Origin of the sequence: Reyranella sp. (genome assembly GCF_050185545.1) — a bacterium.
Taxonomy (GTDB): domain Bacteria; phylum Pseudomonadota; class Alphaproteobacteria; order Reyranellales; family Reyranellaceae; genus Reyranella.
Genome location: NZ_JBFWZI010000011.1, coordinates 44459 through 71024 on the forward strand (window position 1 = coordinate 44459; position 26566 = coordinate 71024).

Sequence of the window (26566 nt, forward strand, 5' to 3'; positions counted from 1 at the left end):
GCTCGGCGGCCCCATGTCCGGCAGCGGGCGCCGTGTCCCTCGAACTGCGGCAAGGATGTGGTGAAGGGGCATGCGTCCACGATTGACCCGATGCGGCACGCTGCGCAAGGTGCCGCGATGCCTTGCATTGTGAACACTCTTGCCGCTGCCGGACTTGCGCTCCTCGCGGCGGCCTGCCCGATCGCCGCCGGCGCGCAGGTCCAGCCGCATCGCGCCGAGTACGTGCTGCGCCTGGGGGTCGCCGCCAATGCCGCCCGTATCGGCACCGCGATCAACGATCTCAGCCAGGACTGCGCCGGATGGCGGCTGAAGCGCGACATCAGAAGCGACATCGCCCTCACCACGTCGTGGCGCATCAGCCTGTCCTCGAAGTTCGACGCTGAGGAGTCGCGGGCTGCACTGCGCTACAGCACCGTGCAGATCCAGAACGGCAGCCAGCGCGAGATGAAGGGCCGCGTCCAAAGGCGTTCCGGCGAGACCCGTGCCGAAATCGTCCTGGGCGAGGGTCCGCCGCAGCAGCTTGTCCTGCCTCCGCCCACCATGTTGCCGGTTGCCGCGCTCGACTATCTGATCGACCGGCTGCGCGCCAAGGCCACCTCCTTCCCCGCGCTGATGTTCGACGGCGAGGTGATCAGCGACGCCTTCCTGGTCGACGTGACCGAGCAGGATCGCGCGAGCCTGCGCGGCGCCCGCCCGGCCGACCGGGCGGTCTCGGTCCCGGCCGGCCAATCGTGGCCTGCGTTCCTGTCCTTCACCCGTGGCCGTCGGCAGGACCAGCGACCGCTCTTCACCGTGCAGGCCCTGGTCTACGAAAACGGCGTCGTCGATCGCCTCACCGTCGAGACCGGCCTGGTGAGCGTCACCGCCGACCTCCAGTCGCTTGAGATGCGCCCCGCTCCGGTCTGCCCGAGGTCGTAGGCGCCCTTTGTTTGCCTCCCCCGTCATCGGGGAGGTGCCCCGTCATACGGGGCGGAGGGGGGAAAGCCGCACACGGGATGACTCTGATTTCGACGTCGGAAAGTCATGGAACGCGACTGCGGCCTTCCCCCTCCGGCCCTTCGGGGCACCTCCCCCGATGACGGGGGGCAAGGGAAATCCGAATCATCCGTCGTCGCCCGCCCGACGTATGAAAACCGGAACAATCGCCAGCGGGGCTTAAGCAATGAGAATCGCCGTCATCGGCGGAGGCGTCGGCGGACTGGGTGCCGCCTGGCTGCTCAGCCGTCGCCACGAGATCGTCGTCTACGAGAAGGACAATCGCTTCGGCGGCCATTCCTGCACCGTCGAGGTCGACACGGCCGCCGGGCGTCTGCCGGTCGATGTCGGCTTCATCGTGTTCAACGAGCGCAATTATCCCAACCTGGTGGCACTGTTCGACCATCTCGGCGTCGCCACGGAGCCTTCCGACATGTCGTTCGCCGTCAGTCTCGACGACGGCCGCTTCGAGTACGGCAGCTCGTTCGGCGGCTATCTCGGCCAGCGGCGCAACCTAGTGCGGCCGTCCTTCCTGCGCATGACGCACGATATCCTGCGCTTCAATCGCCTGGCGCCCCGCCTCCTGGAGAGATGCGAGGATCTCGGCTTCACCATCGGCGACTTCGTCGCCGAAGCGGGCCTGGGCGAGGCCTTCCGCGATCGCTATCTGATGCCGATGGCCTCGTGCATCTGGTCGACCCCGCTCGGGCGCATGCTCGACTATCCGGCGCAGACCTTCGTGCGCTTCTTCTCGAATCACGGACTGCTGACGATCGGGCCGCAGCTGCAATGGCGCACGGTGAGCGGCGGCAGCCGCTCCTATGTCGAACGCCTGGCGACCCCGCTGCGTCGCGCCGCCCGGCTCGGCAAGGCCGTCGCCACCATCCGTCGCGCTTCGGACGGTGTCCACGTGCGCGACCTGTCGGGACACTGGGACCGCTTCGACAAGGTCGTGCTCGCCTGCCATGCCGACCAGGCGCTCGCCCTTCTCGGCGATTCCGACCGGCGCGAACGCGACCTGCTCGGCCGGTTCGCCTATTCGACCAACGCGGTCTGGCTGCACGGCGACCCGTCCCTGATGCCGCGCCGGCCGTCGGTGTGGTCGAGCTGGAACTACGTCGCCGAACGGGCCGACCGCGCAAGCCCGGTCAGCGTCACGTACTGGATGAATCGTTTGCAGAACCTGCCCGCCACAGCACCGCTGTTCGTCTCGGTCAACCCGGGACGCCCGCCGCAGCCGGCCGCGACGCACGCCCGCTTCAGCTTCGAGCATCCCATGTACGATGCTCCGGCGATCCGCGCCCAGCGCGAGCTGCACGCCATCCAGGGCGTGCGCGACGTCTTTTTCTGCGGCAGCTACTGCGGCTACGGTTTTCACGAGGACGCCTTGTCGGCCGGCCTCGACGTCGCCGAGCAGCTCGGCGTACGCCGTCCCTGGCCGCTGCCCGGCGAACATCGCCGCGTCGGCGATCCGCCGTGCGTTGTCGCCGGCCGGCCCACGCTCAACCCGATTCCCCTGCCGGTGACGGCGCGCATCGCGCCAGGCACGTCATGAACCCCAATCCGCACAGCATCATCGACGCCGCAATCGTACATCGGCGTCTGCGACCCAGCGTAAATGCCTTCCGCTACCGCACGGGGTATCTCTGTCTCGACCTCGGCGCCCTCGATCGGCTGGCCGGCCGCTGGCTCAAGGTCGATCGTGGCGGTCTGGTCGCCTTCCATCGCGCCGACCATGGCGCGCATGACGGTTCCGATCTCCGCGCCTGGCTGGAGCGGATTTTCGATACCCATGGTCTGGCCGAGCTCCGCGACGGCGAGGTTACCCTGATGACCATGCCGCGCCTGCTGGGCTACGTCTTCAACCCGGTGAGCTTCTGGTTCTGCCGTGATCGTGGCGGCGCACTGCGCGCCGTGCTGTGCGAGGTCAACAACACCTTCGGTGAGAGCCATTGCTATCTGGTCCATCACGACGACCGGCGACCGATCGAGGCCGCTTGCTGGCTGGAGGGCCGCAAGGCGTTTCACGTGTCGCCCTTTCTGCCGGTCGATGGGAATTATCGTTTCCGCTTCCGGCTCGACGCCGAACGCGCCCATGTCGACGTCAACTATTACGATTCGGGCGGCTTGATGCTGGCGACCTCGGTCGGCGGCCGGCGCCTCGCACTCGACGATCGGACGGTGCTGCGGCACTTTCTCGCCAACCCCACCATGACGCTCGCCGTCATCGTCAAGATCCATTGGCAGGCCTTGCATCTATGGCGCAAGCGGGCGAGATTCTATCGCAAGCCGCCGCCGCCCGCGGAGCTGGTAACCCGCTGATTCAGACGACGACATGACGCTCGCCGCCCGCTTCGTCCTCAAGGCCCTCGAACGATTTGCCGTCGGCCACCTGACCCTGCGATTGCCCGATGGTTCGGTGCGCATCTTGGGCGATCCGACAGCCGAACCCGCCGGCGATCTGCAGGTCAACGACTGGCGCTTCTTTCGCCGCGTTCTGCTCGACGGCGATATCGGCTTTGCCGAAGCCTACATGGAGGGGCTCTGCGATTCGACCGACCTCGCCGGTCTGATCGCCCTCCTTGCGGAGAACGAGAAGGCGCTCGGGCGCATGGCGCGGCCCAATCTGGTGCACGGCCTGCTGCTGAAGGTGCTGCATCGTCGGCGCGACAATTCCCGCTCCGGTGCCCGGCGGAACATCCACGCCCATTACGATCTCGGCAACGATTTCTATGGCCTGTGGCTCGATCCCTCGATGACCTATTCGTCGGCGCTTTATGCAGGCGAGCGCGGCAAGCCGCTCGAGGCGGCGCAGAGTGCCAAGTACGAGCGCATCCTCGACCAGATCGGGGCAAGGCAGGGTGACAGCATCCTCGAAATCGGCTGCGGTTGGGGTGGCTTCGCAGAGACGGCGGCGCGGCGCGGTATGCGGGTCACCGGCGTCACCATCTCGCAGAAGCAGCTCGAGTACGCGCGCGAGCGACTGCAGCGGACCGGCCTCGCCGATCGCGTCGACTTGCAGTTCCGTGACTATCGCGACATGACCGGCCGCTACGACCATATCGTGTCGATCGAGATGATCGAGGCGGTGGGTGAGCGCTACTGGCCGGATTATTTCGCGGTCCTGAAGCGACACGTTGTTCCCGGCGGCTCGGCGCTGGTCCAGGCCATCGTCATCGCCGACGAGCTCTTCGACAGCTACCGGCGGCGGCCTGATTTCATCCAGACCTACGTATTTCCCGGCGGCATGCTGCTGTCGCCGGCGGCATTGCGCGAGCAGTGCAGGTTGGCGGGGTTGAAGGTTGCGGAACTCTACAGTTTTGGACTGGACTATGCTCGCACCCTCGATACCTGGCTGGGTCGCTTCGACCGGGTGGCCGACCAGGTCGCCCGGCTGGGCTTCGACGACCGTTTCCGCCGCATGTGGCGCTATTACCTCGCCTATTGCGCAGCCGGCTTCTCGACCGGCCGTACGGACGTCTTGCAGGCACACTTCCGACATATATAACTGGCAGCAATCATAGGCACCGAAACGGGTGCGGACAGGGAAGGCCTTCGGGTGAATGCAGGATCGACCGGGTACGCGACAGCGGCACCTGTCAAAATCAAGTTCGACCGCCTGGTCGCCTACTCCACCCTGCAGCTTCCGCTCGCCATGGCGGCGCTGCCAGTCGTGCTGAACGTCAGCCATTTCTACGGCGAGATCCTGAAGCTGTCGCTCCAGATCATGGGGCCGATCTTTATCTTCGCCCGGGTCGTCGACGCCATCCAGGATCCGGTGATCGGCCTGATCAGCGACCGATTCACACGCTACGGCAAGCGCGGAAGGCTCGCCTTCGTGGCGCTGATGACGCCCTTGCTGGGCGGCGGCTTCTACATGCTGTTCGATCCGCCGGACGCCTGGTTCGGCAACCAGACGCTGATGGCGGTCTGGCTGACCCTGGCGCTGCTGTTGGTCCATCTCGGCTATTCGGGCGTGTCCATCAGCTACCACGCCCATGGTGCCGAGCTCACCGACGACTACAATGAGCGCACCAAGGTGACAGTGGGCCGCGAGGTGTTCGGCCTGCTCGGCATGACCGCCGCCGTCGTCCTGCCGACCTGGCTCACCGCCAATTTTGGCGACGCGGAGGGCTACAGCGCGCTCGGTCTGGTCTTCCTGCCGATCGTCTTGCTGTTCGGCCTGCCAACGTTCGGCTGGGCGGGCCAGTCGGTCCATCCGCCGGTCTTGCATCCCAAGGGCACCGCCTTCGTTGCCTTCTTCGCGCCGCTCAAGAACCGGCTGTTCCGCCGCCTGCTGCTGATCTTCGTCGTCAACGGCGCGGCGCTCGGCGTCGCCGTGACGGTGATGCTGTTCTACGTCGAGCACGTCCTGAAGGGCGGCAAGCTGCAGGCCGGCATCATCCTGCTCACCTACTTCGTCGCCGGCGCCGCCAGCGTGCCGTTCTGGCTGCTGCTGTCGCGGCGCCTCAGCAAGGCCGTCGCCTGGTTCGTCGGCATCGTCCTGACGGCGATCGCCATGTCACTTGCCCTCATGATCGGGCCCGGCGATTTCTACTGGTTCCTCGCCATCTCGGTGGTAACCGGCCTCGGCATCGGCGCCGATTACGGGCTGCCGCCCTCGATCCTGGCGGACGTCATCAACTCCAGCGAAGGCGGCGACACCAAGGGCAAGACCGGCACCTACTTCGGCCTTTGGGCGCTCGCGACCAAGCTCGCCACGGCGATCGGAGCCGCCGGGTCGCTGCCGGTCGCCGCCATGCTGGGCTTCAATCCGGCGACCGGCCACTACGGCACGACGGCGCTGGTCATCGTCTACATCGTCCTTCCGGTGCTGATCAAAGTGGGAGCCGGCGTGCTGATCTGGTTCATCCGCATCGAAGCCGAACGCGGCTCCGTGCGAGATGAGTTGATGAGAGCCTGACCCCAGCGAAGCTGGGGAGGAGAAAGATCACCCCAGAAACCCCAGCCGCTGCGGCTGGCGCAGGCCGAAATCGCGCGACAGGCCCCAGCAGCCATGGGCCACCGTCGCGAACACGCTGCGGAAGTCGACGGCGTGGCGCAGGTCGCCGTCCTGCAGGTCGGAGAGCGACGGATAGGCGCCGTGCAGGCCGCCCTTGACGCCGCCGCCCATGACGAACAGCGGCGCCGCCGCGCCATGGTCGGTGCCGCCGCTGGCGTTCTGCCTGGCCCGCCGGCCGAACTCCGAATAGGTCATCACGACCACGTCGTTCCACAGGTTCGCCGCGATCAAGTTCCGCCGCAGTGTCGCGAGGTTGGTCGCCAGGAACGCGAGCAACCGCTCGTGCACCGACGCTTGGTTGGCATGCGTGTCGAAGCCGCCGAGCGCGGTCTTGACCACCACGACCGGCACCCTCGCCGTCAGCACACGGGTCGCGAGGTCGAGCTGGCGACCGAAGAACAGATCCTGCCCGTAGCCTTCGGCCGGCGCCGGCGCGCTGCGCAGCTTGTCGCTCAGCCCTTGGGCCGCCGCATTGATTTCCTGGCGCACCATCAGCAGGTGACGCAGCGCCGGATTGCCGTTGTCGGACATGCCGGCCGGGTTCTTGATGCCCTGGGCCTGGCGCAGGAAGGCCTCGGCGTCCTGCATCACGATGGTGCGCAGTTCGGGCCCGGTGCTGGGCAGCGCGTTGGTGTCGATTACGATGCTGTCGACGCCGGCGCCCTTGGCGAGCGTCGTGCCGCGGAAGGCCTGGGCGATCCAGCCTTCGCTCAGGGTCTGATTGGAGGCCGACGCGGTGTCCCAGATCTCGATCGAGCGGAAATGTGAACGATTGGGATAGGGGTAGCCGACGCCCTGCACGATCGCGAGGTCGCCCGCCTTCCACGCTTCCATCAGCGGCTCGAGCTTGTGGTTGAGCCCGACTCGCTCGTCGAGCTGCAGGACGTGGTCGCGGGCTACGCCGAGTCCTGGCCGCAGCTCGCGGTACCTGGCATCGGCGTAGGGCACGACGGTGTTCAGCCCATCGTTGCCGCCCTTGAGCTCGACCAGGAGAAGGATCCGGCTCATGCGGGCCTCCTCACTTGAGCTGGTAGGCGGTGTCGAGCATCGCCAGGGCGACGACGCCGCCCGGGCGCCGCGACGGATCGATGGGATTGATCGGTGCGCGTGGCAGCAGCGTCCGCAGCAACACCGCCGAGTCGAGGCCGCTGAGCGTCGGGCCGAGCCGTGCCACGCTGCCGGCGTTGCGCAGGCTGCGTCCCTCGACCGGCCGCTGCTCGGCCATCTGCATGTCCTCGCCCGCCGCCATTTGCTGCTTGCGGTCGGCGCGCCGATTGGGCCGGTCGGCCATCGTCATGCCGCCTTCCATCGGCGCCACGGTCGTCGCCTCGACCATGCGACGCAAGAACTGCTGGCGCAGCAGCAGGGTGTAGGTGCTGATCCAGCTCTCGCCGCCCGCCCAGCCCTTGACGTTGGGTGGATCGAACGGCATCTGGCCCAGCCCTTGCAGCATGCGCACCAGCTGGGTCTTCTCGGGCACCGGCAGGCCGAGCAGCCGGACCGAGCCGACGATCAGGTCGATCGGCGACTTGATCAACGCGCCGCGGCTCGCCGGGTCGCGGAACGGAGCCGACAGCAGGATCGCCCGCATCAGCGGCTTGATCTCGTAATCCTTGCGGAACGACGCTGCGAGCCTGCCGATCGTCGCCCGATCGGGCGCCAGCGACACGAACTCGCGCCACAACTTCTCGACGATGGTCTCGGCGGTGCGTGGATGCTTCAGCAGGATGCTGATGATCTCGTCACCGTTGAAGCGGCCGGTCTGGCCCAGGAAAGTCTTCTCACCGCCGTCGTGCGCCTGCTCGCGGTTGACGAAATGTCCGGTCTCGCGATCGATCGACCATCCCGTGAAGGCGCGCGCCGCTGCCTTGATGTCGGCCTCGCTGTAATGGCCTTCACCCAGGGTGAACAGCTCTAGCAGCTCGCGGGCGAAATTCTCGTTGGGCTGGCGGGCGACGTTCCGCGTGCCGTCGAGATAGATCAGCATCGCCGGATCGCGCGCCACCTCGCGCAGCAAGGTCGCGAAGTTGCCGACCGCCTCGCGCCGGAACAGCGCGTTCTGACGAAACAGTGCCGGCGCGTAGCGCACCTTGAGGAACGAGGATGTGAAATGGTTGTGCCAGAACAGCACCATGCGCTCGGTGAAGGGCTGGTCCGTCGCCAGCATCTCCTCGACCCACCAGTTGCGCAGCTCGCGGCCCTGCTCCTGGACCGGCCGCACGACCTCGAGCTTCTTGCCGTCGACGCCGGTCTTGCTCTGCGCCTGTGCCGCCTGCTGGCGCCGCCGCAATTGCGCCGGTCCCTCGTTCAGCCAGCCCGGCGGTTCGGTCAGCGCCGTGCGCCGCACCGACGCCAGCAACCGGTCGACGGCGGCCGCGTAGTCCTGCGCTTCGAGCGCGCGAATCTCGGCCGGCGTGGCACCGAACGTGGTGCGCGACAGCAGATGGCGCGCCTCGTCGAAATCCATCGCCGTCGCGGCGCGTGCCTCGATCGGAAGCCACAATCCTGCGGACAGGGCCGCCGCTGCACCGCCGAGCAGCCCGCGACGACCGATCCGTGCGACCATGGCGATCCTCCTAGTGCTGCGGCGGGCGGCCCGGGCCGCCCGGTCCTGGTCCGGGACCTGGGCCCTGCCCTCGCGAACGCGAACGCGACCACGACGGTCCGGCGAGTCGTTCGGCGAGAATCTCGTGCATGCGCTCGCGCTGCTGTGACGTCAATTGCGGCTCGAGCTGGGCGAACGAGCGCAGGGTTTCCCTCTGCTGCTCGGCGCGCAGTCGGGCGAGTTGCTCGATGATCGGATCGACCCGCGCCAGGTCTATGGTGGGCCGGCGATACTCGGCCGCCACCTGGTCGCGCAGCTTCTGGATCTCGCCCTGCCGGTCGCGTCGCCTCGTGGCGTACTGGTCAATGATGCCGCGCAGCTTGACCCGCTGCGCCTCGTCGAGATCGAGGTCGCGCGCCACCATCTCGAGCGGGCTGGGGCGCGGCCCGGGCGGCGGCGAGGGTGGCCGATGCTCGAACTCGGGCGGAGCGATCCAGCTGCGATAGACGAAGCCCGCCAGCACGAACGTATTCAGCAGCAGCGACAGCGCCAGCAGGATCTGCATCATCCGCGAGGACATGTCAGATGCCGTCGCTGCCCAGGAATTCCGCCGGATCGTTGGTGCTCGAGGGAAGGGTCGATGTATCCGAGAATGCACCGTGGCGCTCCTCCGCCAACGATGCCCCCAGGCCGCCACCCAAGAAGAATCCCGAGATCGCCACGACCACGGCGGCGGCCAGCGTCGCGACCCTTTGGACCATGAAGCGACGGCCACGAGCCAGCAGCCAGTCGAATAGCCCCAACCGGACCTGCCGGCGTTCGGCCTCGAAACCGACCAGGGCGCGCGCCCGTACCCCGAGCCTCGGCGGCGCGGCCGGGAGCGGCTGGCCGAGCAGTTCGGACAGTTCCAAGGCGGCGCGCCGCAACCCGGGGTCGGCCGCCACGGCAGCCTCGACAGCAGCGGCCCGGGCCTCGGGCAGGCGCCCGTCTAGCCAGGCGGCAAAATCGAGCTCCGAGACCTGCTGGGGCGCACCCTCCCCGGCTGCGGCGAGACGGCGCCACAGCTCCTTGTCGGCCTCGGGGATATCTTCACTTCTCATCCCACTCTCCTGCTGCAGACTACGTCAAAAATCCGCCCGGCATCCCCGTTTCATGTGTCGTCCACCTGGAAGTGAGCCCGCAGCCGCACCAGGGCCTTATGGTGGGTGCTGCGAACGGTTTGCGCGTCAATATTGAGAAGCTTGGCGATTTCGGCGACGTCCCGCTCCTCGTCATACAGGCACTTTAGGATAAGAATTTGGCGTTCGGTCAGCAGGCCGGCGGGGATCTTGAGCTTCTCGACGTACCGGTCCTCGACCGCCAGCCGGGCTTCCGGAACCTCGTCGAGCGGCTGGGTGGCCTGACGGCGTCGGCGGGCGTGGTCGATGGCGGCCGAGCGCGACACGACGGCGAGCCAGGTCGACAGGCTGGCGCGCTCGGCATCGTACGTCTTCAACAGGCGAAAGCCGTTGGCGCACAGGCGGACATACACATCCTGTGCAGCGTCGAGGACGTCTTCCTCGCTCAGCCGGTATGAAACGAGTGACCGCCGAACGACCGCGTTGATCAAGGGTGCCGACGCGCCCACGAATGCGTCCCAGGTCCGCTTGTCGCCTGCCTGTAGCGCACGCAGGTCGATCTGGTTCAGCTCCGTCACGCCCGCGATCTTTCTCGGCCAATCCGCCCTGCAGTCTAACGGGGTTTGTGGCGAAATCAGGCCCCGCTACAGTCGGTCAGCATAACCCGGAGTATCGATGAGCGAGTCGCTGACACGCCAATGGAAAGTGGCCAAGCAAGCAGTACGCGGCAAGGGCGTGGTGGTTGCGCAGAACTGTCGTGCCGCGGAAGTCGGCGCAGAGATCCTGCGCAAAGGCGGTAACTCGATCGACGCCGCTGTCGCCACGGGCATGGCGATCGGCACCCTCGAGCCGTGGATGAGCGGCATCGGCGGCGTCGGCTTCATGACGCTCTGGAGCGCAAAAGAGGGCCGCGCCTGGACGATCGACTACGGACCCATCTCGGCCCGTCGGCTCGACCCGTCGAACTACAGGATCGTCGGCCCCGGCCCGGCAAACCCCTTCGCGTGGCCCGACATCCTCGAGCAGCGCAACGAGGTCGGCTATCATTCGATCGCCGTACCCGGCCAGGTCGCCGGCATGGCCAAGGCGCTGGAACGCTTCGGCACCCTGACATGGCAGGATGTGATGGCCCCCGGCCTGGCGCTCGCCCGCCGCGGCATGGAGCTCGACTGGTACATGCAGGTGATGATTGCCAACGGCGCCGAACGCCTGTCGCGATTTCCCGCCTCCAGGGCCAGCTATCTGCCGGACGATGGCCGCGTGCCGACCAACGACTGGCAGGGCACGGTGCGCCATCTCAAGCTCGGCAATCTCGGCGAGACCTACCAGCGGCTGTCCGACGGCGGTCCACGCGAATTCTACGAAGGGGCGCTGGCACGCGATATCGCCGCCGACCTCAAGGCCGGCGGCTCGGCAATCGACGACGACGATTTGCGCTCCTACGAAGCGCGCGTTGTCGAACCGCTGTCGTTCGAACATGGAGGGGCCACCATCAACGTCGCCGGCGGGCTCACCGCGGGCCCGACGCTCCATCGCACGATCGAGCTGGTCGGCAAGGCCGCCCGCGGCAAGGGCGCGCCCGGCGCCCCCTTCTTCGTCGCCATCGCCCAGGCCATGCACCGGGCCTACGAAGAGCGGCTCGAGAGCATGGGGGACAAGCCGACCAACACCTGCACCACTCATTTCTGTGCCGCCGATTCCGAGGGCAACATGGTGGCGCTGACCCAGACCCTGATGTCTCTGTTCGGGTCCTGCGTGATGCTGCCGAAGACCGGCATCACCATGAACAACGGCATGCTGTGGTTCGATCCGGAGCCCAACCGGCCCAACTCGTACGCGCCCAGCAAGCGGCCGCTGTGCAACATCTGCCCGGTCGTCGTCAGCAAAGACGGCAAGCCTTGGTTTTGCATCGGCGCGTCGGGCGGCCGGCGTATCGTGCCGGCGGTGACGCAATTGTCGCTGATGCTGATCGACCGCGGCCTCGACGTCAAAGCGGCCTTCCACCAACCTCGTATCGACGTCTCTGGCGTCGGCCCGATCCGCGTCAATCGCGAGCTTTCCGACAGGGTCAAGAAGGCGATCGCCGGCAAGCTGCCGATCGTCGAGGTCACCAACCAGGTGTCGCCTCTGGGCTTTGCCAACCCATCCTGTATCGTGCGCGATCCGACGACAGGAGAGTTGACCGGCATGAACGAGGTGATGTCGCCATGGGCCGGCGGCGCAGCGCAGTGAGGGTGCTCGTGGGTGGGAGCGCGCCTGTTTCTCCTCCCCAGCTGTGCTGGGGAGGTGTCGCCGTTTTGCGGCGACGGAGGGGTCATGCACTTGGACCGCGGGCGTCTCGCCCGCTCAAGTTCATGAATCATGAGCGGGCGAGACGCCCGCGGTCCTCATGAATCATGCCCCCTCCGTCCGCGAAGACGCGGACACCTCCCCAGCGAGGACGCCGGGAAGGAGCTTTGTGGCAGCGCTCCTCGCCACCGCGATCGCCGTTCCGGCGGCGGCACAGGATGTGCGGCTGCCGGTGCTGGTGCCGCTGACCGGGTTCGTCGCCCTCGAGGGCACCAGCCAGCGCAACGGCGCGCTGCTGGCGGCAAGCCAGATGCGCGACGTCACCCTGAAACCCGACGTGCTCGACACGCAATCGACGCCTGAAGCGGCCGTCACTGCGTGGGAGCGAGCGATGGGCGGCAGCCCGGCACCAGCGGTGGTCGGTCCCATTTTGGGCACGCAGATGCTTGCCCTGCTGCCGCTCGCCCAGGAGCGTTCGATCCCCGTGCTCACCATCTCCGGCACCGCGAGGCTGGGCGAACTCGGCAATCCGTGGTTCTTCCGATTCTTCCCGAGCGACGCCACGGTGAAGATCGCGCACGCCCGCTACGTCGTGGAGAAACTCGGCGCCAGGCGACCGGCGATCATCTACCAAAGCACCGCCTACGGCCAGTCGGGACGCGAGCAGCTCGTTCGCACCTTTGGGGAGCTGAAGGCGCCTCCAGTGCTGGAGGAGAGCATCGCACCTACGGTCAACGACCTGGCGCCTGCCTTGCTGCGCGCCAAGAACGCCAATGCCGACGTGATCGTCCTGCACCTGCACGCCGCATCCACCGTGCTGGCGGTGCGCCAGGCGCGCCAGCTGCTCCCGGATTTACCGATCATTGCCGGCTCGGCGATGCATCAGCCGGCGACCGCGGCACTGCTCGCGCCCGCCGAGCTCAAGGGCGTGTGTGCCGAAACGGCGGCCTCGCCGATCTCGGCCACCAGCGGCCCGATGCGCGCTTTCCTCGACAGCTATCGCGCCGCCTACAAGAGCGAGCCCGACGCCTTCGCCGCCGCGCAATTCGACGCCGTCGGCATGCTGGGCAAGATCCTGGGTGATCTGCGCAAGGCGGGCCAGCCCATCTCGGCCACCGCGGTGCGCGATCATCTCGCGCGCGACACCTATCAAGGAATCATCACCACCTACCGTTCGGACGGAAAGGGCAACATGGCGCACGAGGCCGAGATCGTGTGCTTCGACGGCAGCGATCGCATCCCCAAACCGGTTGCGCGTTACGCCATTCCGCCACGGTCGTGAGTGCCGGCATTCATCGAACACTCGACAACACGCGGGTATGCACGATGGTGCTGCGTATCCTGGCGGGAAACTGAGCTCGCTCCAGGCCGCCTGGGTCAGCGGCTGCAAGTGCCACCGTACCAGGCCTCGGCATCACAGGCCGGGCCGTCCGGGAAGGCGCATGTGCCCTTTTCGTTGGCCGTGCCGCTCGCGCTGTAGCGCCCGCCGGTGATGGCGCAGTAGCGCGCCGCCGGCGTTGTGTAACCGGTCACCCGCAGACCGCCGGCTGGGCATTCACCGCGAAACAGCGCCCATTCCTCGCACTGGCGATTGTCGACGAAGACGCAGACACCATACTGGCCGCCGTCCGGCCGTCGTTCGAGGCGCAGGGTCCCACCGGTTTCAACGCAGCGCACCGATGCCGGATTGGCCAGCCGGGGCGCCGGCTGTGGCGGCTGGGCGGTCACCTCGCTCGCCACCGCCATCATCCATAGACAGCAGGCGATCGTCGCCACGACGGGCCGATGCGCCTTCAAGGCACACGCGCGACCAGGCGTATCCCGCCCAAGCTGCCGCTGTCGTAGAGCCGCGCGATGGCGGTGTAGAACCGTTCCTGCGCCGCATAGGCGGGCTCGCCGTGGACGCGCGCGTAGGCATCGTGGTTGGCGCGCCAGGAAACCAGCCGCGCTGCCGCATAGGGTGCCCAGTCGGGCGTCAGGTCCGTTGCCGCCACGGCCACGAACCCAGCGGCGCCGAAGTCGGCGACGTAAGCGTCGGGCGAGGTCACCGTGACCCCGCAGACGATGGTGCGGAGATCGGCAAGATCCCGCGATGCAAAGGGCGCCCGCTCGCACAGATCCTCGACATAAGCTCCGCCTCCCGGCCGCAGCAATCGCGCCAGGCGGGCGAACAGACGTGGCCGGTCGGGAATGTGCAGGACGGCCAGCAGGCTGAGGACGCCGTCGAACGACGCCGGCGGCAGCGGCTCGGTCAGGACATCGCCGCAGACATGGGTCACCTGCCCGTCGAGCCCCACGCGCCGCGTGAGATCGACGCCGACGGCGTGCACCTCGGCCTGCAGCTCGAGAGCCGTGACCCGGCAACCGTACTTGTGTGCGAGGTAGCGCGCGGGACCGCCGATCCCGGCGCCCACGTCGAGCACATGGCTCGATGGACCGATACCCAGCGTGCGCGCTGCCGCATCGACCGCCTCCAGCCCGTGATAGTGCCACTGGTCCATTGTGTAGAGCTGCTCGGGGGCGATGCGCTCACCGGGCGCAATCCCGAGGGCCCCCAGCCCACGCTCGACCCGGTCGAGGTTGGTGTAGAGCGGCATGTTCGCCAGTTTCATTCCATCAACCACGCCACTCCTCCCCGATGCGCCTCCCCCGCCCCCGAATTCGGCCAGGGAGTGACGGCGACCTCGAGCCGGTCAGGCCGTCGGGTTGAGCCGCCAGGTCGCCACATTGAGCACGGTCGCGTAGAGCATCCAGGCCAGATAGGGCATCATTAGGAGCGCTGCCATCCGGTCGATCGTGCGGAACGCGAGCGTCGTAACCAGCACGGCGACGTCGAGCACGATGATGGTGGCGACCGCCGCTCCAATCTTCTGCAGTCCGAAAAACACCACGCTCCAGCCGAGATTGAGCGCCAGCTGCAAAGCGAAAAGCGTCAACGGCCCACGGGATGTGTGCCAGTCGGCGCCCCGCCAGACCCGCCAAGCCGCAACCGCCATCAGGATGTAAAGTACCGTCCAGACCGGCCCGAACACCTCGTTGGGCGGCGTGAAGGTCGGCTTGATCAGATCGGCGTACCAGGTGCCGATGCTGGTCTCCACCAGCGACGACCCGAGCATGCCGACACCGAGACACAAGCCGACGAGCAGCGCCAGGGCCACGAGGTCGGCCGGAAGGCTGCGGTTGGCCATGACTGAAACGCTAGCACGCCTGCAGCGTTGGAGTGTCGTGACCAATGACGCCGACCGACAAACGCCCCATTGCCGCCACAACTCGTGCGCCGCCGTTCCGTGTGGCGAATCCCGCCCGGGCGCCCTTGCCGCTGGTGGTTATGGACGCTAAACACACCACCGTCATTTTGTCGCAAGCGGCGTTGGGGGAAGTTGCAGCATGGCGACGAAAAAGAAGGCCAGATCGCCTGGTGCGGCTCCTCGAAAGACGCCGCCCAACACTTTGAACGGCAAGGCCGTTCCCAGCCGAGGCAGCGGCACGGCCGAGGCCCGGGACACCGCTCGCCTGCTGCTTGAGATCGAGGCGATCCACTGTCGCCCGGACAATCCCTACATTTTCACCTCAGGACGGGCCAGTCCGGTCTACATCGATTGCCGCAAGATTATTTCCTTTCCCGAGGCGCGCTCCAAGATCATGAGCCACGCCCATCGCCTGATCGGCAAGCAGATCGGATGGGGCAAGATCGACGCGGTCGCGGGTGGCGAGACCGCCGGCATCCCGTTCGCGGCCTTCCTGGCGGCGCTGGCCAAGAAGCCGATGGTCTATGTGCGCAAGCAGCCCAAGGGCTTCGGCCGCATGGCCCAGATCGAGGGTGATCTCAAGCCTGGCAAGCGCGTCCTGCTGGTCGAGGACCTCGCCACCGACGGCGGCAGCAAGATGGTCTTCATCGACGCGCTCAAGCGCGCCGAGGCGAAGGTCACGGACTGCTTCGTGATCTTCCACTACGGCATCTTCCCGCAGAGCGTGGAGTTGCTGGCCGCCGCCGGCGTCAAGCTGCACGCGCTTGCCACCTGGTGGGATGCGCTGGAGGCGGCGCAGAAGCACAAATACTTCGACGAGCGCGGCCTGTCGGAGACCAGTGCCTTCCTCGAATCGCCGGATCAATGGTCGGCCCGCCACGGCGGCCGCCCGCCGCCGGCTGCCCGCCCGATGCCGGGGCGCTGATCCAGGCCGGAAGCGCGCCACTCCGATGGCGCTCATCTTGTCGATCACAGATCCCATGAGCGCCATCGGGAGTGGCGCGCTCCCAGCCATGAGCATGATTGGCATTCTTGTTTCCCCCGTCATGCAATGCGACGGTGCCGGCAAATGATCCTGCGCCTGCTTTCGCTGTTGCTAGCCCTGTCGATGCTCGCCGCACCGGCACGTGCCAAGGACGAGTTGGTGCTCGGCATGAACCAGTCGCCGGGCACCTGGAATCCCCTGATCAGCGCCATGCTGGCCAAGTCGCTGATCAGCAACATGACGGCACGGCCCCTCACCGCCTACGACGCCAATTCCAGGCTGGTCTGCCTCGCCTGCACCGAGTTGCCGACCATCGAGAATGGCAAGGCCCGCGTGATCGACCTGCCGGATGACGGAAAGGGCGGCGGCAAGAAGGGCATCGAAATCGACTTCGAACTGCGCGACCTGCGCTGGGGCGACGGTGTCCCGGTCACCGCCAAGGACGTCGCGTTCACGATCGATGTCGGCAAGCATCCGCTGTCCGGTGTCGCCTCGTCCGAAGCCTACAGGCGCATCCTGAAATTCGACGCCAAGGATGAGAGACGCTTCACCCTGACGATCGACCGCGTGACCTACGACTACAACGCGATGGGTCTCAGCCTCCTGCCCGCCCACATCGAAAAGCCGATCTTCGACGCCAATCCGGCCGAATATCGCAACAAGACCGCCTACGACACCGATTCGACCAATCCGGGCTTGGCCTTCGGCCCGTTCCGCAAGGTCGAGATCGTGCCGGGCAGCCGGGTGACCCTGGAGCGCAACCAGACCTGGACCGGGCAGGCGCCGCACTTCAAGCGCATTGTCATAAAGATCTTCGAGAACACCGCCTCCCTCGAGGCCAACCTCCTGTCGGGCAACATCGATTATGCGCTGGGCGAGCTCGGCCTGTCGCTCGACCAGACGCTCGCCTTCGAGAAGCGCCACAAGGCCAAGTACGACTTCATCTACAAGCCGGCCTTGATCTACGAGCACATCGACACGATGCTTGACAACAAGCTGCTGGCCGATCGGCGGGTCCGTCAGGCGATCCTGATGGCGATCGACCGCAAGGCGATCTCCGACAAGCTGTTCGAGGGCAAGCAGCCGGTCGCCGAAGGGCCGATCAGCCCACTCGATCCGATGTTCAGCCCGGCGGCGCGGCGCTATCCCTTCGACCCGGCGGCGGCGCGCAAGCTGCTTGACGAGGCCGGCTTTACCGAAGTCCGCAACGGCGTACGCCACAACTCCCAAGGCGAACGCCTGTCGATCGACATGACCACCACCGCCGGCAATCGCGTACGCGAGCTGGTCGCCCAGGTCATCCAGAGCCAGCTCCGGCAGGTCGGCATCGAACTGCGCATCAAGACCGATCCGCCACGAATCTTCTCCGAAAGCCTGAATCGCCGTCAGTTTACCGGGCTCGCCATGTTTGCCTGGGTACAGTCACCCGGGGGCGTCCCGCTCACCATCCTCAAGTCGACGGAAATTCCCTCGGCCGCGAACGGCTGGAGCGGGCAGAATTATTCGGGCTACCGCAACGCCGATATGGACAAGGCGCTCGACAACGCCGAGCGCGAGCTCGATGCCCAGAAGCGCCGCGCTTTCTTCGCCGACATCCAGCGCCTCTATGCCGAGGACCTGCCGGTGCTGCCGCTGTTCTTCCGCGTCGACCCCTTCGTCATCCCCAAGCAACTGAAGGGCGTCGCGCCGACCGGCCATCTCAACAGCTCGACCCTGTGGATCGAGCAGTGGCGCTGGGAGGAGTAGTTGGCGATCGAGAAGGTTGCGCTCGACGGCCGGTTCGTCCGCCTCGAGCTGCTCATCGACACCGACTGGCCGCGGGTGAAGGCCGGCCTGGAGAAGCGGCTGGCGGTATGAGGATGGCCCTTCATTTTCCTCCCCCGTCATCGCGGGAGGTGGACCGAAGGGCCGGAGGGGGAAAGCCTCAGTCGAGGTCCATCCAATTCCGACGTCGGAATTCCTCAGATCTCGCCTGCGGCTTTCCCCCTCCGCCCCTGCGGGGCACCTCCCCCGTAAGACGGGGGAGGGAAACGCCTGCATGACCCGCTACCTCGCCAGCCGGGCGGTCGAGGTCATCGTCACGTTGGTGTTGATGAGCTTCGTCGTCTACCTGCTGATCGGGCTGATGCCGGGCGATCCGATAGACCTGATGATCGCCGGCGATCCCAAGATGACCAGCGCCGACGCCGCGCGCCTGCGCTCGCTGTACGGTCTCGACCGGCCATTGTTTGCACGCTACCTCGCGTGGTCTGGCGAGGCGATTCAGGGCAATTTCGGCTACTCGCGCTCGTTCGGCCAGCCGGTGCTGGCGGTGCTGTGGCCACGCCTGCTCAACACGCTGGTGCTGGCGGGCACCGCCTTCGTGATCGCCACGGCAATCGCCCTGCCGCTCGGCATCCGGGCGGCATCGCGGCCGCGCAGCATCGCCGACTACCTGATCAACCTCATGTGCTTCGCCGGCATCTCCGCTCCGCCCTTCTGGGTGGCGCTGCTGCTGATCACTCTGTTCGCCGTCGGACTGGGCTGGTTGCCGGCCGGCGGGATGGCCGACATCCGGCCAGGCACGCCGTGGACCATCGCCTTGGTCGACCAGGCGCGCCATCTCGTGCTGCCGGTGATCACGTTGACCCTGGTTCAGCTCGGCGCCTACACACGCTTCATGCGCGGCGCCATGATCGAGGTGTTGCGCCAGGACTACATCCGCACTGCCCGCGCCAAGGGCGCGCCCGAAGGCCAGGTGCTGTGGCGCCACGCTTTCGCCAACGCGCTGGGGCCGGTGCTCACCATCCTCGCCCTGTCGTTTGGCGGCCTGCTGTCGGGCGCGCTGATCACCGAGACCATGTTCGCCTGGCCGGGCATGGGCAAGGCGATCTACCAGGCGATCCTCGACAACGACTACAACTTGGCTCTGGTCGGACTCCTGATCGCGACGCTGGCGACGCTCGCCGGCAACCTGCTGGCCGACCTCGCCTATGTCTGGGTCGATCCGCGCGTGTCGCTGACGGGCAACGCATGAGGGCCGGCGCATGAGCGCGGCAAGCCCGGGCCGCCTCGCCTGGTCGCGCCTGATGCGCCATCGCCTGGCGCAGGTCTCGCTGGCCTTCCTCGCCGTGCTGCTGATCCTGTCGCTCGCCGCGCCGCTGATCGCCGATTGGCGCGGCATCGATCCGACGGCCACCGACCTGTTCCGCCGCTTCGAGCCGCCCTCGGCCGAGCACTGGCTGGGCACCGACGATCTCGGCCGAGATCTCTTCCAGCGCCTGCTCGACGGCGGCTGCGTGTCGCTGCTGGTCGGCGTGTCGGGGGCGCTGCTGTCGGCCGCGATCGGCGCGGTGATCGGCGTCGCGGCAGGCTATCTCGGCGGCCGGCTCGACAGCGTGCTGATGCGACTGACCGACGGCGTCATCGCCCTGCCCCTGCTGCCGCTCCTGATCGTCATGGCGGCGATCGACCCGGTGAAGGTCGGCGTGCCGACCGACATCGCCCGCTCTGAATTCTTCTCGGTCTACCGCATCATCGTCATCGTGGCGCTGACCGGCTGGACCACGGTGGCGCGCCTGGTGCGGGCCGAAACCCTGTCACTCAAGGCACGCGACTTCACGCGCGCGGCCCAGGCGCTGGGTGCCGTGCCTCTGCGCATCATGTTCCGCCACATCCTGCCCAACACGGCGGGCTCGCTGGTCGTCGCCACCACCATGTCGATGGGCACGCTGATCCTGTTCGAATCGACCCTTTCGTTCCTCGGCCTCGGCATCCAGCCGCCGGCCGCAAGCTGGGGCAACATGCTGACCGGCGCGCAGGACCTGCTGCAGCAGGCGCCGGTGCTGGCGCTGTGGCCCGGCCTGTTGATCTTCCTCACCGTGATCGCCTTCAACTTCGTCGGCGACGGCCTGCAGGACGCCCTCGATCCCCGCAGCGAGCGGCGATAGGGTCGCAAAGCGACCGGAGGGCCTCGCGCGAATCGAACAGGCTCTCGTGCGGTGACGCACGTCAAGAGTGTCCGTGTTCCACACGAGCACGTTACCGTCGCTTGCCGCGCCCTGACGTCGACCCACCAGGCTATCGGGAGAACACGAGAGGCTTGTCCTCGTCGCCCCGACCCCTGGCGAATATTTCGAGGGCGTCCGGCCGCTCCCAGAAAATCTCGAGGAGATTCCTGTCCGGATCGTGGAAGTAGATGCTCTTCTGGCTGACGTGGTCGATCGCCCGCAGCACCGGCACGCCGGCCGCCTGCAGCGCAAAGTACGCGTCCCGCAGATCATCCTCGGTTGCGACGGCGAAGGCGGTGTGTCTCACGCCCAACCCGTTCATGCTTGCGGGGTCGGCTTCGGACGCAAGAGCCTCCGCATTGGTGCATGGGAACAGATCGAGCGTATTGCCAAGTCCGCCGATCGAGAGAAACAGGCCACCGTGCTCCGGATCCCGCTCGAGCACCTTGAAGCCCAGGATGCGCGTGTAGAAGTCCTTCGATCGCTCGAGATCACGGACGGCGATCAGGACATGCCCGAGGCGCTGCAGCTTGATCATGTTGGCCCTCATTGACGCCGTCGATCTGTGTACCTTTCCCTTGCCAAGGGAGTGCTCTACCACGATCCCCTAAGCCGCCGTCGACTCCTGCGGAACCCAGCTCTTCGCCTCTCCCGCATAGATCGCGCCGGGATTGCCGCGCACGGTGGTCCGCCACATCATGCGCTGCTCCTTGTCGGCGTCGTACCAGGTGGCGGTGTGGATCAGGCAGCGGTTGTCCCACACCAGGACGTCGCCCTGCGTCCATTCGTGGACGTAGATGAACTCCGGACGCGTGTAGTGCGCCATCAGCTCGTCGAGCAGCCGGGCGCCGTCACCATGCGGGCCGGGCTCCATGCCGACGAACGGGCCGTCGAACCAGTCCATCTGGCCGCGCTCGCAGAGGTAGAGTGCCTTCTTGCCGGTGACCGGGTGGACGCGCGCGACGGGCTGCTTCTGCGAGCGCTCGTGCGGCGCGAAGGGCCGCGGCGTGCGGCCGGCCTCGGCATCGCCGCGGCCGCGCCCGCTGCCCGGCTGGGCGTGCACTCCTTCCAGATTGTCCACCCGGGCCTTAAGCGCGGGCGGCAGCGCGTCGTAGGCGAGCGTGCCCGAGGCGAAGATCGTCTGGCCGCGCTCGCGCGCCACGGGATTGACGGCGAAGAACAGGGAGATGTCGGGTGGCGGGCGGCGATAGCTCTGGTCGGTGTGCCAGCCGACACGGTGCGGATACTGCACTGGCAGCTTGCCGTCGGCCGTGAGCGGCGGCTCGGGCCGCGCCGGCGGCGGACGCGAGCCGGGCACCATGTTGGTGACCATGAAGATCTCGGGCACCGTCTCGTGCGCCATGCTGACGCGCGTCAGCAGCGTGCGATAGTCCTCGACCTCCGGTCCGAACAGGTAGCTCATCTCGACCAGCAGCCGAGGCCGCTCGGCGATCTCGTTCAGGCCCGGGATCAACAGCAGCCCGCCGCCATCGGCGAGCGCTTGCGGCAACCCCTCGGGCATGCGGAGCGACAGGGGTCGTGCCAGCGTGACCCTTGCGCCGAAGGCCGCGCCAGGCAACGGCGCGGCAATGTCGAGAGCACCGCTCATCCTGCTTGTTCCTGCTTTCACTGCGTGGTGGACGACGGAGCGCATGGTAATTCAAAATCCATGCCGGGGATAAGGTGGGACCTGAACGAGCGACTGTGGAGTGAACCGAATTGAGCACCGATTCCCGCACTGCCGACTTTTCGGCTCTGAGCCGCCTGACGGCCGACATCGATCTCACCGCCGAGGGCAAGGCCACCGGCTTCGTCCGCGTGCCGCATTCCGTGCATCGCTCGGCCTATGGCTGGATCCCGATCCCCATTATGCGGATCAGGAATGGCGAGGGGCCCTCGGTGCTGATGCAGGCCGGCAACCACGGCGACGAATGGGAGGGGCAGATCGGGCTCGGCAACCTGATCCGCGCCCTCCGGCCCCAGGACATCAAGGGCCGGCTGGTGATCCTGCCCTCGGCCAACTTTCCCGCCGCCATGGCGGGTCAGCGCACCTCGCCGATCGACGACGGCAACCTCAATCGGTCCTTCCCCGGAAACCCCGAAGGCAGCGTCACCCAGCAGATCGCCTACTGGATCGAGCATGCCTTGCTGCCGGGCTTCGACTACGGCTTCGACTTCCATTCCGGGGGCAGCTCGCTCACCTACATCCCGAGCGCCCTGGCCGCCCGGCAAGACGATCCGGCGCGCATGACCAGGGTGACCGGGATGTTGAAGGCATTCGGCGCGCCGGTGAGCTATGTCGCCTCGACGCCGCAGGGTGGCGGCCGCACTTTCACCTCGGCCTGCTATCGCCAGGGCGTGCTGTCGATGGGCACCGAGCTGGGCGGCGGCGGCCTGGTGACACCGGGCTCGCTCAAGGTCGCCGAGGATGGCATGCGCCGCCTGCTCGCCCATGTCGGCCTGCTGAAGGGCGCCGCGCCGGCGCCGACCCCGACACGCCTCACCGAGGTCGGCGGCGACGACTACTACGTCTACGCCTCGGACGGCGGCCTGTTCGAGCCGCTGGTCGATCTCGGCGCCGAGGTCGCGGCCGGCCAGCCGGCTGCCCGCATCCACTTTCACCACACGCCGTGGCGCGAGCCCGAAATCCTCACCTTCAAGCGCGCCGGCCTGGTCCTGTGCAAGCGCGTCCCGGCGCGCTGCGAACGCGGCGACTGCCTCTTCCATCTCGCGACGGATATCGAGAGATGAAAGTGCGCCGCATCTCCAATCCCTCCCTCGCAATCGGGGGAGGTGGCCCGAAGGGCCGGAGGGGGAAGGCCACCGTCGAGATGACTGCGATTCCGACGTCGGACTCGGAAGCAACTCGCCTGAGGCCTTCCCCCTCCGCCCCGTATGACGGGGCACCTCCCCCGATTACGGGGGAGGGATACGTATGTCCGGCATGACGACGATACTCACTCGGCTCGATCCCATCACCGTCGAGGTGATCGGCGCCGCTATGTCCTCGATCGTCGACGAGACCGGCGAGACGCTGATCCGCGCCTCGCACTCGACCAACATCAAGGAGCGGCGCGACTGCTCGACCGCGCTCTTCAACGCGCGCGGCGAGACGCTGTGCCAGGCCGAGCACATCCCGATCCATCTCGGCAGCTTCCTCGATCTCGTGCCGCACATCATGCGGCGCTATGCGACGCAGGACATCAGGCCGGGCGACGCCTTCATCGGCAACGACGCCTACGAGGGCGGCGGCACGCACCTGCCCGACATCGTGTTGGCCGAGCCGATCTTCGTCGACAATCGCCTGGTCGCCTGGACGGTCAACCTGGCGCACCATGCCGACTTCGTCGATCGCGGCCATGCGCACATCTATCAGGAAGGGCTGCGCATCCCGCCGGTCCGGCTGTGGCGCGCCGGCGAGCTGCAGAAGGACGTGCTCGACCTGATCCTGCTCAACTGCCAGGTCCCGCCGGAGCGGCTCTCCGATTTGCGCGCGCAGCGCGCCGCCAATCGCGTCGGCGTGCAGCGCTTCCAGGGGCTCGCCGCCAAGTACGGCGTCGAGACGGTGCTGGGAGCCGGCGAGGCGCTGATGGACTACGCCGAGCGCAAGATGCGCGCCGCCATCGCCGCCCTGCCCGACGGGACATGGCGCTTCGAGGACGTGTTCGACAACGAGGAGGTGCCACAAACCCTGCCGATGTCAGTCGAGATCACGGTCAAGGGCGACGGCATGGCGCTCGCCTTCGACGCGCCCGAGCAGCGTCGCGCCGGCATCAACATGACCTACACCGCTCTGCTCGCCACGACCTACTACGCAGTGAAGTCGGTGCTCGATCCGTCGATTCCGCCCAATGCCGGGCTGGCGCGGCCGCTCGCCATCAGCGCGCCGCCGGGCAGCATCCTCAATTGCCTGCCGCCCGCCGCGGTCAACGGCCGGCTGCAAACCTGCCAGCGCATCGCCGACATGATCCTGGGCGCGCTGGCGCAGGCGGTGCCGGACCGCGTCATGGCGTGTACCAACTCGGCCTGCACCGTTGCCTACTTCATCGGCAAACGGCCGCAGGACGGCTCGACCTGGGTCTATCTCGAGACGATCGGCGGCGGCAGCGGTGCGCGCGCCGGCAAGGACGGGCTCGACGGCGTGCATGTGCACACCACCAACACCTCCAACCTGCCGGTCGAGGCGCTGGAGATCGAGTATCCGCTGACCCTGTTGCGCTACGAGTTGGTGCAGGATTCGGGCGGCGTCGGCCGCTTCCGGGGCGGCATGGGCCTGCGCCGCGTCTACCAGGCGACGCACGATTGCCGGGTGCGCGTCGACGTAAGCCGCCAGCGCTCGCAGAGCTGGGGCTTGTTCGGCGGCGGACCCGGTGCGCACGGCGCCGTCGAGGGTGGCCCCGGTGTAGTGTTCGAAGGCGATTCCGCCGTGCTTGCCGCCGGCCAGTGGTTCGCCGTGGTGACGCCCGGCGCCGGCGGCTACGGCCCGCCCGGGCAACGGGCGGCGCTGGACGTCGCCCGCGACCGCGCCGAAGGTGTCATCGGCGCCGACATGGCGCGACAGGCGTATGGTGTGTGAGAATCGTCCTCCTCCCCAGCTCCGCTGGGGAGGTGTCGGCGTCTTCGCCGACGGAGGGGTCATGGTCTTTGCTGGGAGCGCGCCACTCCTGTGGCTCTCATGGGATGCAAAATCGACACAAGAGCGCCACTGGAGTGGCGCGCTCAACCATGACCCCTCCGTCGCCGTATGACCCCAGCGAAACGCTGGGGAGGAGAAAGAAGAAGGAGCTGTCATGACCTATTACGATCTCGGTACCTACAAGCGTCCCATCACCACCAGTTCACCGGAGGCGCAGCTCTGGTTCGATCGCGGGCTCAACTGGGCCTTCGGCTTCAACTTCGAGGCCGCGGTCAAATGCTTTGCCAAGGCGGCCGAGCACGATCCGAATTGCGCCATGGCCCATTGGGGCGTCGCCTACGCAGCGGGACCGAACTACAACCTCCCCTGGGAGCTGCAGGATCCGATGAGCAAGGCGGCAGCGCTGGCGGCCTCCTATGATGCCATGCAGAAGGCGCTGGCCGGCGCCAAGGGGGCCTCGCCGGTCGAGCAGGCGCTGATCAGCGCGCTGCCGGCGCGCTACCCGCAGCGCGAGCCGATCGAGGACCAGAGCGGCTGGGACAAGGATTTTACGCGCGCCATGCGCAAGGTCTTTGAGATGTACCGCGACGACCTCGAGGTGCGTTCGGTCTTCGTCGAGGCGATCATGGGCGAAACGCCGTGGAAGATGTGGGATCTCGCCACCGGCGGCTATGCCGAGGGTGCCGGCACCGAGGAGGCGATGAAGATCCTCGAGGAGGCGTTCCGCGACCAGCCGCGCTCCTGGGACCATCCCGGCATGCTGCATCTCTACGTCCACCTGATGGAGATGTCGCCGTTCCCGCAGCGCGCGCTGCGCGCCGGCGACAAGCTGCGAGAGATCATGCCGGACTCGGGTCACCTGGTGCACATGCCGACCCACATCGACGTGCTGTGCGGCAACTATCGCGATGTCGTCGTCTACAATCAGAAGGCCGTCGTCGCCGATCGCAAGTATCTCGCCAACGAAGGTGCGATGAACATCTATACGATGTATCGGCTGCACAACCTCCACTTCGTGATCTACGGCGCGATGTTCCTCGGCCAGTACACGCCAGCGATCGAGGCGGCCGAGGAGATCATCGCCACCACGCCCGACGCCGTCCTGCGCATCGAGACGCCGCCGTTCGCCGATTTCATCGAAGGCTTCATCCCGATGAAGCAGCACGTGCTGGTACGCTTCGGCAAATGGCGGGAGATTTTGGATCAGAAGCTCCCGGACGATCGCGACGTCTACTGCTCGACCACCGCCATGATGCTCTACGCCAAGGGGGTCGCACACTCGATCCTGGGCAACATCGAGGAGGCCGAGAAGACGCGCGCCGCCTTCCTCGAAGCCAAGGCGCGCGTGCCCGACTCGCGGCTGGTGCACAACAACACCGTGACGAGCCTGCTCGGTGTCGCCGAGGCGATGCTGACCGGCGAGTTCGAGTATCGCCGTCGCAACTACGATATCGCCTTCGCCCATCTGCGCCGCTCGGTGGCGCTGAACGACGCCCTGCTCTACGACGAGCCGTGGGGCTGGATGCAGCCGGCGCGCCATGCGCTGGGCGCGCTGCTGCTCGAGCAGGGCCAGGTCGCCGAGGCCGAGGCGGTCTATCGCGCCGATCTCGGTTTCGACGGCAAGCTGAGCCGCTCCTGCCAGCATCCCGACAACGTGTGGAGCCTGCACGGCCTGCACGAATGCCTGGTCCGGCGCGGCGACAAGATCGAGACGCCGCTGGTCAAGTCCCGCCTCGATCTGGCGCTCGCCCGCTGCGA

24 protein-coding genes are annotated in these 26566 nt (G+C 67.1%); 14 read left to right on the forward strand and 10 right to left on the reverse strand.

Annotated elements, in window-relative coordinates:
- Positions 1–117 precede the first annotated feature (117 nt).
- The 5 genes from AB7O82_RS05000 (at position 118) to AB7O82_RS05020 (ending at position 5899) form a co-directional block, all read left to right on the forward strand.
- On the forward strand, positions 118–918 hold the full coding sequence (locus AB7O82_RS05000; protein WP_428540133.1) for an EipB family protein: 801 nt from the start codon (positions 118–120) through the stop codon (positions 916–918).
- 244 nt (positions 919–1162) lie between these two features.
- Positions 1163–2530, forward strand: a complete 1368-nt coding sequence (locus AB7O82_RS05005; RefSeq protein ID WP_428540136.1) for an NAD(P)/FAD-dependent oxidoreductase — start codon at positions 1163–1165, stop codon at positions 2528–2530.
- Complete coding sequence (locus AB7O82_RS05010) at positions 2527–3297, forward strand: DUF1365 domain-containing protein (protein WP_428540139.1); 771 nt, start codon at positions 2527–2529, stop codon at positions 3295–3297. Before AB7O82_RS05005 ends, AB7O82_RS05010 begins: the two co-directional genes overlap by 4 nt.
- 13 nt (positions 3298–3310) lie before the next feature.
- Positions 3311–4483 (forward strand): class I SAM-dependent methyltransferase, encoded by a 1173-nt coding sequence (locus tag AB7O82_RS05015; RefSeq protein ID WP_428540142.1) that lies wholly within the window; start codon positions 3311–3313, stop codon positions 4481–4483.
- Between the two features lie 51 nt (positions 4484–4534).
- Complete coding sequence (locus tag AB7O82_RS05020) at positions 4535–5899, forward strand: MFS transporter (RefSeq protein ID WP_428540145.1); 1365 nt, start codon at positions 4535–4537, stop codon at positions 5897–5899.
- A 27-nt stretch (positions 5900–5926) separates the two neighbouring features.
- Here the strand turns inward: AB7O82_RS05020 and AB7O82_RS05025 are convergent, their stop codons facing one another.
- Genes AB7O82_RS05025 through AB7O82_RS05045 form a run of 5 tightly spaced genes read right to left on the reverse strand, consistent with a single transcriptional unit; the run spans position 5927 to position 10239 of the window.
- Complete coding sequence (locus AB7O82_RS05025; protein ID WP_428540148.1) at positions 5927–7006, reverse strand: DUF1501 domain-containing protein; 1080 nt, start codon at positions 7004–7006, stop codon at positions 5927–5929.
- A gap of 10 nt (positions 7007–7016) precedes the next feature.
- Positions 7017–8564, reverse strand: coding sequence for a DUF1800 domain-containing protein (locus AB7O82_RS05030; RefSeq protein WP_428540151.1), 1548 nt, complete (start codon positions 8562–8564; stop codon positions 7017–7019).
- A 10-nt stretch (positions 8565–8574) separates the two neighbouring features.
- Positions 8575–9123: a Spy/CpxP family protein refolding chaperone gene (locus AB7O82_RS05035; protein ID WP_428540154.1), complete on the reverse strand. Its 549-nt coding sequence runs from the start codon at positions 9121–9123 to the stop codon at positions 8575–8577.
- Between the two features lies 1 nt (position 9124).
- Positions 9125–9643, reverse strand: a complete 519-nt coding sequence (locus tag AB7O82_RS05040) for a hypothetical protein (RefSeq protein WP_428540157.1) — start codon at positions 9641–9643, stop codon at positions 9125–9127.
- A gap of 50 nt (positions 9644–9693) precedes the next feature.
- On the reverse strand, positions 9694–10239 hold the full coding sequence (locus AB7O82_RS05045) for an RNA polymerase sigma factor (protein ID WP_428540160.1): 546 nt from the start codon (positions 10237–10239) through the stop codon (positions 9694–9696).
- A gap of 97 nt (positions 10240–10336) precedes the next feature.
- On the opposite strand from AB7O82_RS05045, the gene AB7O82_RS05050 reads away from it, so the two are divergent.
- Both AB7O82_RS05050 and AB7O82_RS05055 read left to right on the forward strand, forming a co-directional pair.
- Positions 10337–11893 carry a gamma-glutamyltransferase family protein gene (locus AB7O82_RS05050; protein WP_428540163.1) on the forward strand — a complete coding sequence of 519 codons (1557 nt, stop codon included), beginning with the start codon at positions 10337–10339 and terminating at the stop codon, positions 11891–11893.
- A 226-nt stretch (positions 11894–12119) separates the two neighbouring features.
- Positions 12120–13232, forward strand: a complete 1113-nt coding sequence (locus tag AB7O82_RS05055; protein ID WP_428540166.1) for an ABC transporter substrate-binding protein — start codon at positions 12120–12122, stop codon at positions 13230–13232.
- Positions 13233–13327: 95 nt separating this feature from the next.
- On the opposite strand, the gene AB7O82_RS05060 is transcribed toward AB7O82_RS05055, so the two are convergent.
- The 3 genes from AB7O82_RS05060 to AB7O82_RS05070 form a co-directional block, all read right to left on the reverse strand.
- A complete protein-coding gene (locus AB7O82_RS05060; RefSeq protein WP_428618756.1) occupies positions 13328–13726 on the reverse strand; it encodes a DUF333 domain-containing protein in 399 nt (132 codons plus the stop codon).
- Positions 13727–13743: 17 nt separating this feature from the next.
- A complete protein-coding gene (locus AB7O82_RS05065; RefSeq protein WP_428540172.1) occupies positions 13744–14562 on the reverse strand; it encodes an SAM-dependent methyltransferase in 819 nt (272 codons plus the stop codon).
- A gap of 81 nt (positions 14563–14643) precedes the next feature.
- Positions 14644–15138, reverse strand: coding sequence for a TspO/MBR family protein (locus tag AB7O82_RS05070; protein WP_428540175.1), 495 nt, complete (start codon positions 15136–15138; stop codon positions 14644–14646).
- Between the two features lie 199 nt (positions 15139–15337).
- Between AB7O82_RS05070 and AB7O82_RS05075 the strand changes: the two genes are divergently transcribed.
- From AB7O82_RS05075 to AB7O82_RS05090, 4 genes are all read left to right on the forward strand, one after another.
- Positions 15338–16123, forward strand: coding sequence for an orotate phosphoribosyltransferase (locus AB7O82_RS05075; protein WP_428540178.1), 786 nt, complete (start codon positions 15338–15340; stop codon positions 16121–16123).
- Positions 16124–16267: 144 nt separating this feature from the next.
- A complete protein-coding gene (locus AB7O82_RS05080) occupies positions 16268–17929 on the forward strand; it encodes a peptide ABC transporter substrate-binding protein (protein WP_428540181.1) in 1662 nt (553 codons plus the stop codon).
- Positions 17930–18221: 292 nt separating this feature from the next.
- Positions 18222–19199, forward strand: a complete 978-nt coding sequence (locus AB7O82_RS05085) for an ABC transporter permease (RefSeq protein WP_428540184.1) — start codon at positions 18222–18224, stop codon at positions 19197–19199.
- Positions 19200–19209: 10 nt separating this feature from the next.
- Positions 19210–20112, forward strand: a complete 903-nt coding sequence (locus AB7O82_RS05090) for an ABC transporter permease (RefSeq protein WP_428540187.1) — start codon at positions 19210–19212, stop codon at positions 20110–20112.
- 130 nt (positions 20113–20242) lie between these two features.
- Here the strand turns inward: AB7O82_RS05090 and AB7O82_RS05095 are convergent, their stop codons facing one another.
- Both AB7O82_RS05095 and AB7O82_RS05100 read right to left on the reverse strand, forming a co-directional pair.
- Positions 20243–20710, reverse strand: a complete 468-nt coding sequence (locus AB7O82_RS05095; protein ID WP_428540190.1) for a VOC family protein — start codon at positions 20708–20710, stop codon at positions 20243–20245.
- A gap of 69 nt (positions 20711–20779) precedes the next feature.
- On the reverse strand, positions 20780–21781 hold the full coding sequence (locus AB7O82_RS05100) for a TauD/TfdA dioxygenase family protein (RefSeq protein WP_428540193.1): 1002 nt from the start codon (positions 21779–21781) through the stop codon (positions 20780–20782).
- 110 nt (positions 21782–21891) lie between these two features.
- Here AB7O82_RS05100 and AB7O82_RS05105 point away from each other — a divergent pair, with 110 nt between their 5' ends.
- The 3 genes from AB7O82_RS05105 to AB7O82_RS05115 form a co-directional block, all read left to right on the forward strand.
- Positions 21892–22923, forward strand: coding sequence for a succinylglutamate desuccinylase/aspartoacylase family protein (locus tag AB7O82_RS05105; RefSeq protein WP_428540196.1), 1032 nt, complete (start codon positions 21892–21894; stop codon positions 22921–22923).
- Between the two features lie 193 nt (positions 22924–23116).
- Positions 23117–24748 (forward strand): hydantoinase B/oxoprolinase family protein, encoded by a 1632-nt coding sequence (locus tag AB7O82_RS05110; protein WP_428540199.1) that lies wholly within the window; start codon positions 23117–23119, stop codon positions 24746–24748.
- 214 nt (positions 24749–24962) lie between these two features.
- The coding region (locus AB7O82_RS05115; protein ID WP_428618759.1) for a tetratricopeptide repeat protein at positions 24963–26566 on the forward strand (1604 nt) is incomplete at its 3' end.

Bases quoted from the DNA above. Each gene is read 5' to 3' on its own strand.
- AB7O82_RS05035 (WP_428540154.1), bottom strand. From the start codon at position 9,123: ATGTCCTCGCGGATGATGCAGATCCTGCTGGCGCTGTCGCTGCTGCTG.
- AB7O82_RS05040 (WP_428540157.1), bottom strand. From the start codon at position 9,643: ATGAGAAGTGAAGATATCCCCGAGGCCGACAAGGAGCTGTGGCGCCGT.
- AB7O82_RS05095 (WP_428540190.1), bottom strand. From the start codon at position 20,710: ATGATCAAGCTGCAGCGCCTCGGGCATGTCCTGATCGCCGTCCGTGAT.
- AB7O82_RS05110 (WP_428540199.1), top strand. From the start codon at position 23,117: ATGACGACGATACTCACTCGGCTCGATCCCATCACCGTCGAGGTGATC.
- AB7O82_RS05030 (WP_428540151.1), bottom strand. From the start codon at position 8,564: ATGGTCGCACGGATCGGTCGTCGCGGGCTGCTCGGCGGTGCAGCGGCG.
- AB7O82_RS05085 (WP_428540184.1), top strand. From the start codon at position 18,222: ATGACCCGCTACCTCGCCAGCCGGGCGGTCGAGGTCATCGTCACGTTG.
- AB7O82_RS05015 (WP_428540142.1), top strand. From the start codon at position 3,311: ATGACGCTCGCCGCCCGCTTCGTCCTCAAGGCCCTCGAACGATTTGCC.
- AB7O82_RS05070 (WP_428540175.1), bottom strand. From the start codon at position 15,138: ATGGCCAACCGCAGCCTTCCGGCCGACCTCGTGGCCCTGGCGCTGCTC.
- AB7O82_RS05100 (WP_428540193.1), bottom strand. From the start codon at position 21,781: ATGAGCGGTGCTCTCGACATTGCCGCGCCGTTGCCTGGCGCGGCCTTC.
- AB7O82_RS05090 (WP_428540187.1), top strand. From the start codon at position 19,210: ATGAGCGCGGCAAGCCCGGGCCGCCTCGCCTGGTCGCGCCTGATGCGC.
- AB7O82_RS05005 (WP_428540136.1), top strand. From the start codon at position 1,163: ATGAGAATCGCCGTCATCGGCGGAGGCGTCGGCGGACTGGGTGCCGCC.
- AB7O82_RS05025 (WP_428540148.1), bottom strand. From the start codon at position 7,006: ATGAGCCGGATCCTTCTCCTGGTCGAGCTCAAGGGCGGCAACGATGGG.
- AB7O82_RS05050 (WP_428540163.1), top strand. From the start codon at position 10,337: ATGAGCGAGTCGCTGACACGCCAATGGAAAGTGGCCAAGCAAGCAGTA.
- AB7O82_RS05080 (WP_428540181.1), top strand. From the start codon at position 16,268: ATGATCCTGCGCCTGCTTTCGCTGTTGCTAGCCCTGTCGATGCTCGCC.
- AB7O82_RS05010 (WP_428540139.1), top strand. From the start codon at position 2,527: ATGAACCCCAATCCGCACAGCATCATCGACGCCGCAATCGTACATCGG.
- AB7O82_RS05075 (WP_428540178.1), top strand. From the start codon at position 15,338: ATGGCGACGAAAAAGAAGGCCAGATCGCCTGGTGCGGCTCCTCGAAAG.
- AB7O82_RS05000 (WP_428540133.1), top strand. From the start codon at position 118: ATGCCTTGCATTGTGAACACTCTTGCCGCTGCCGGACTTGCGCTCCTC.
- AB7O82_RS05065 (WP_428540172.1), bottom strand. From the start codon at position 14,562: ATGAAACTGGCGAACATGCCGCTCTACACCAACCTCGACCGGGTCGAG.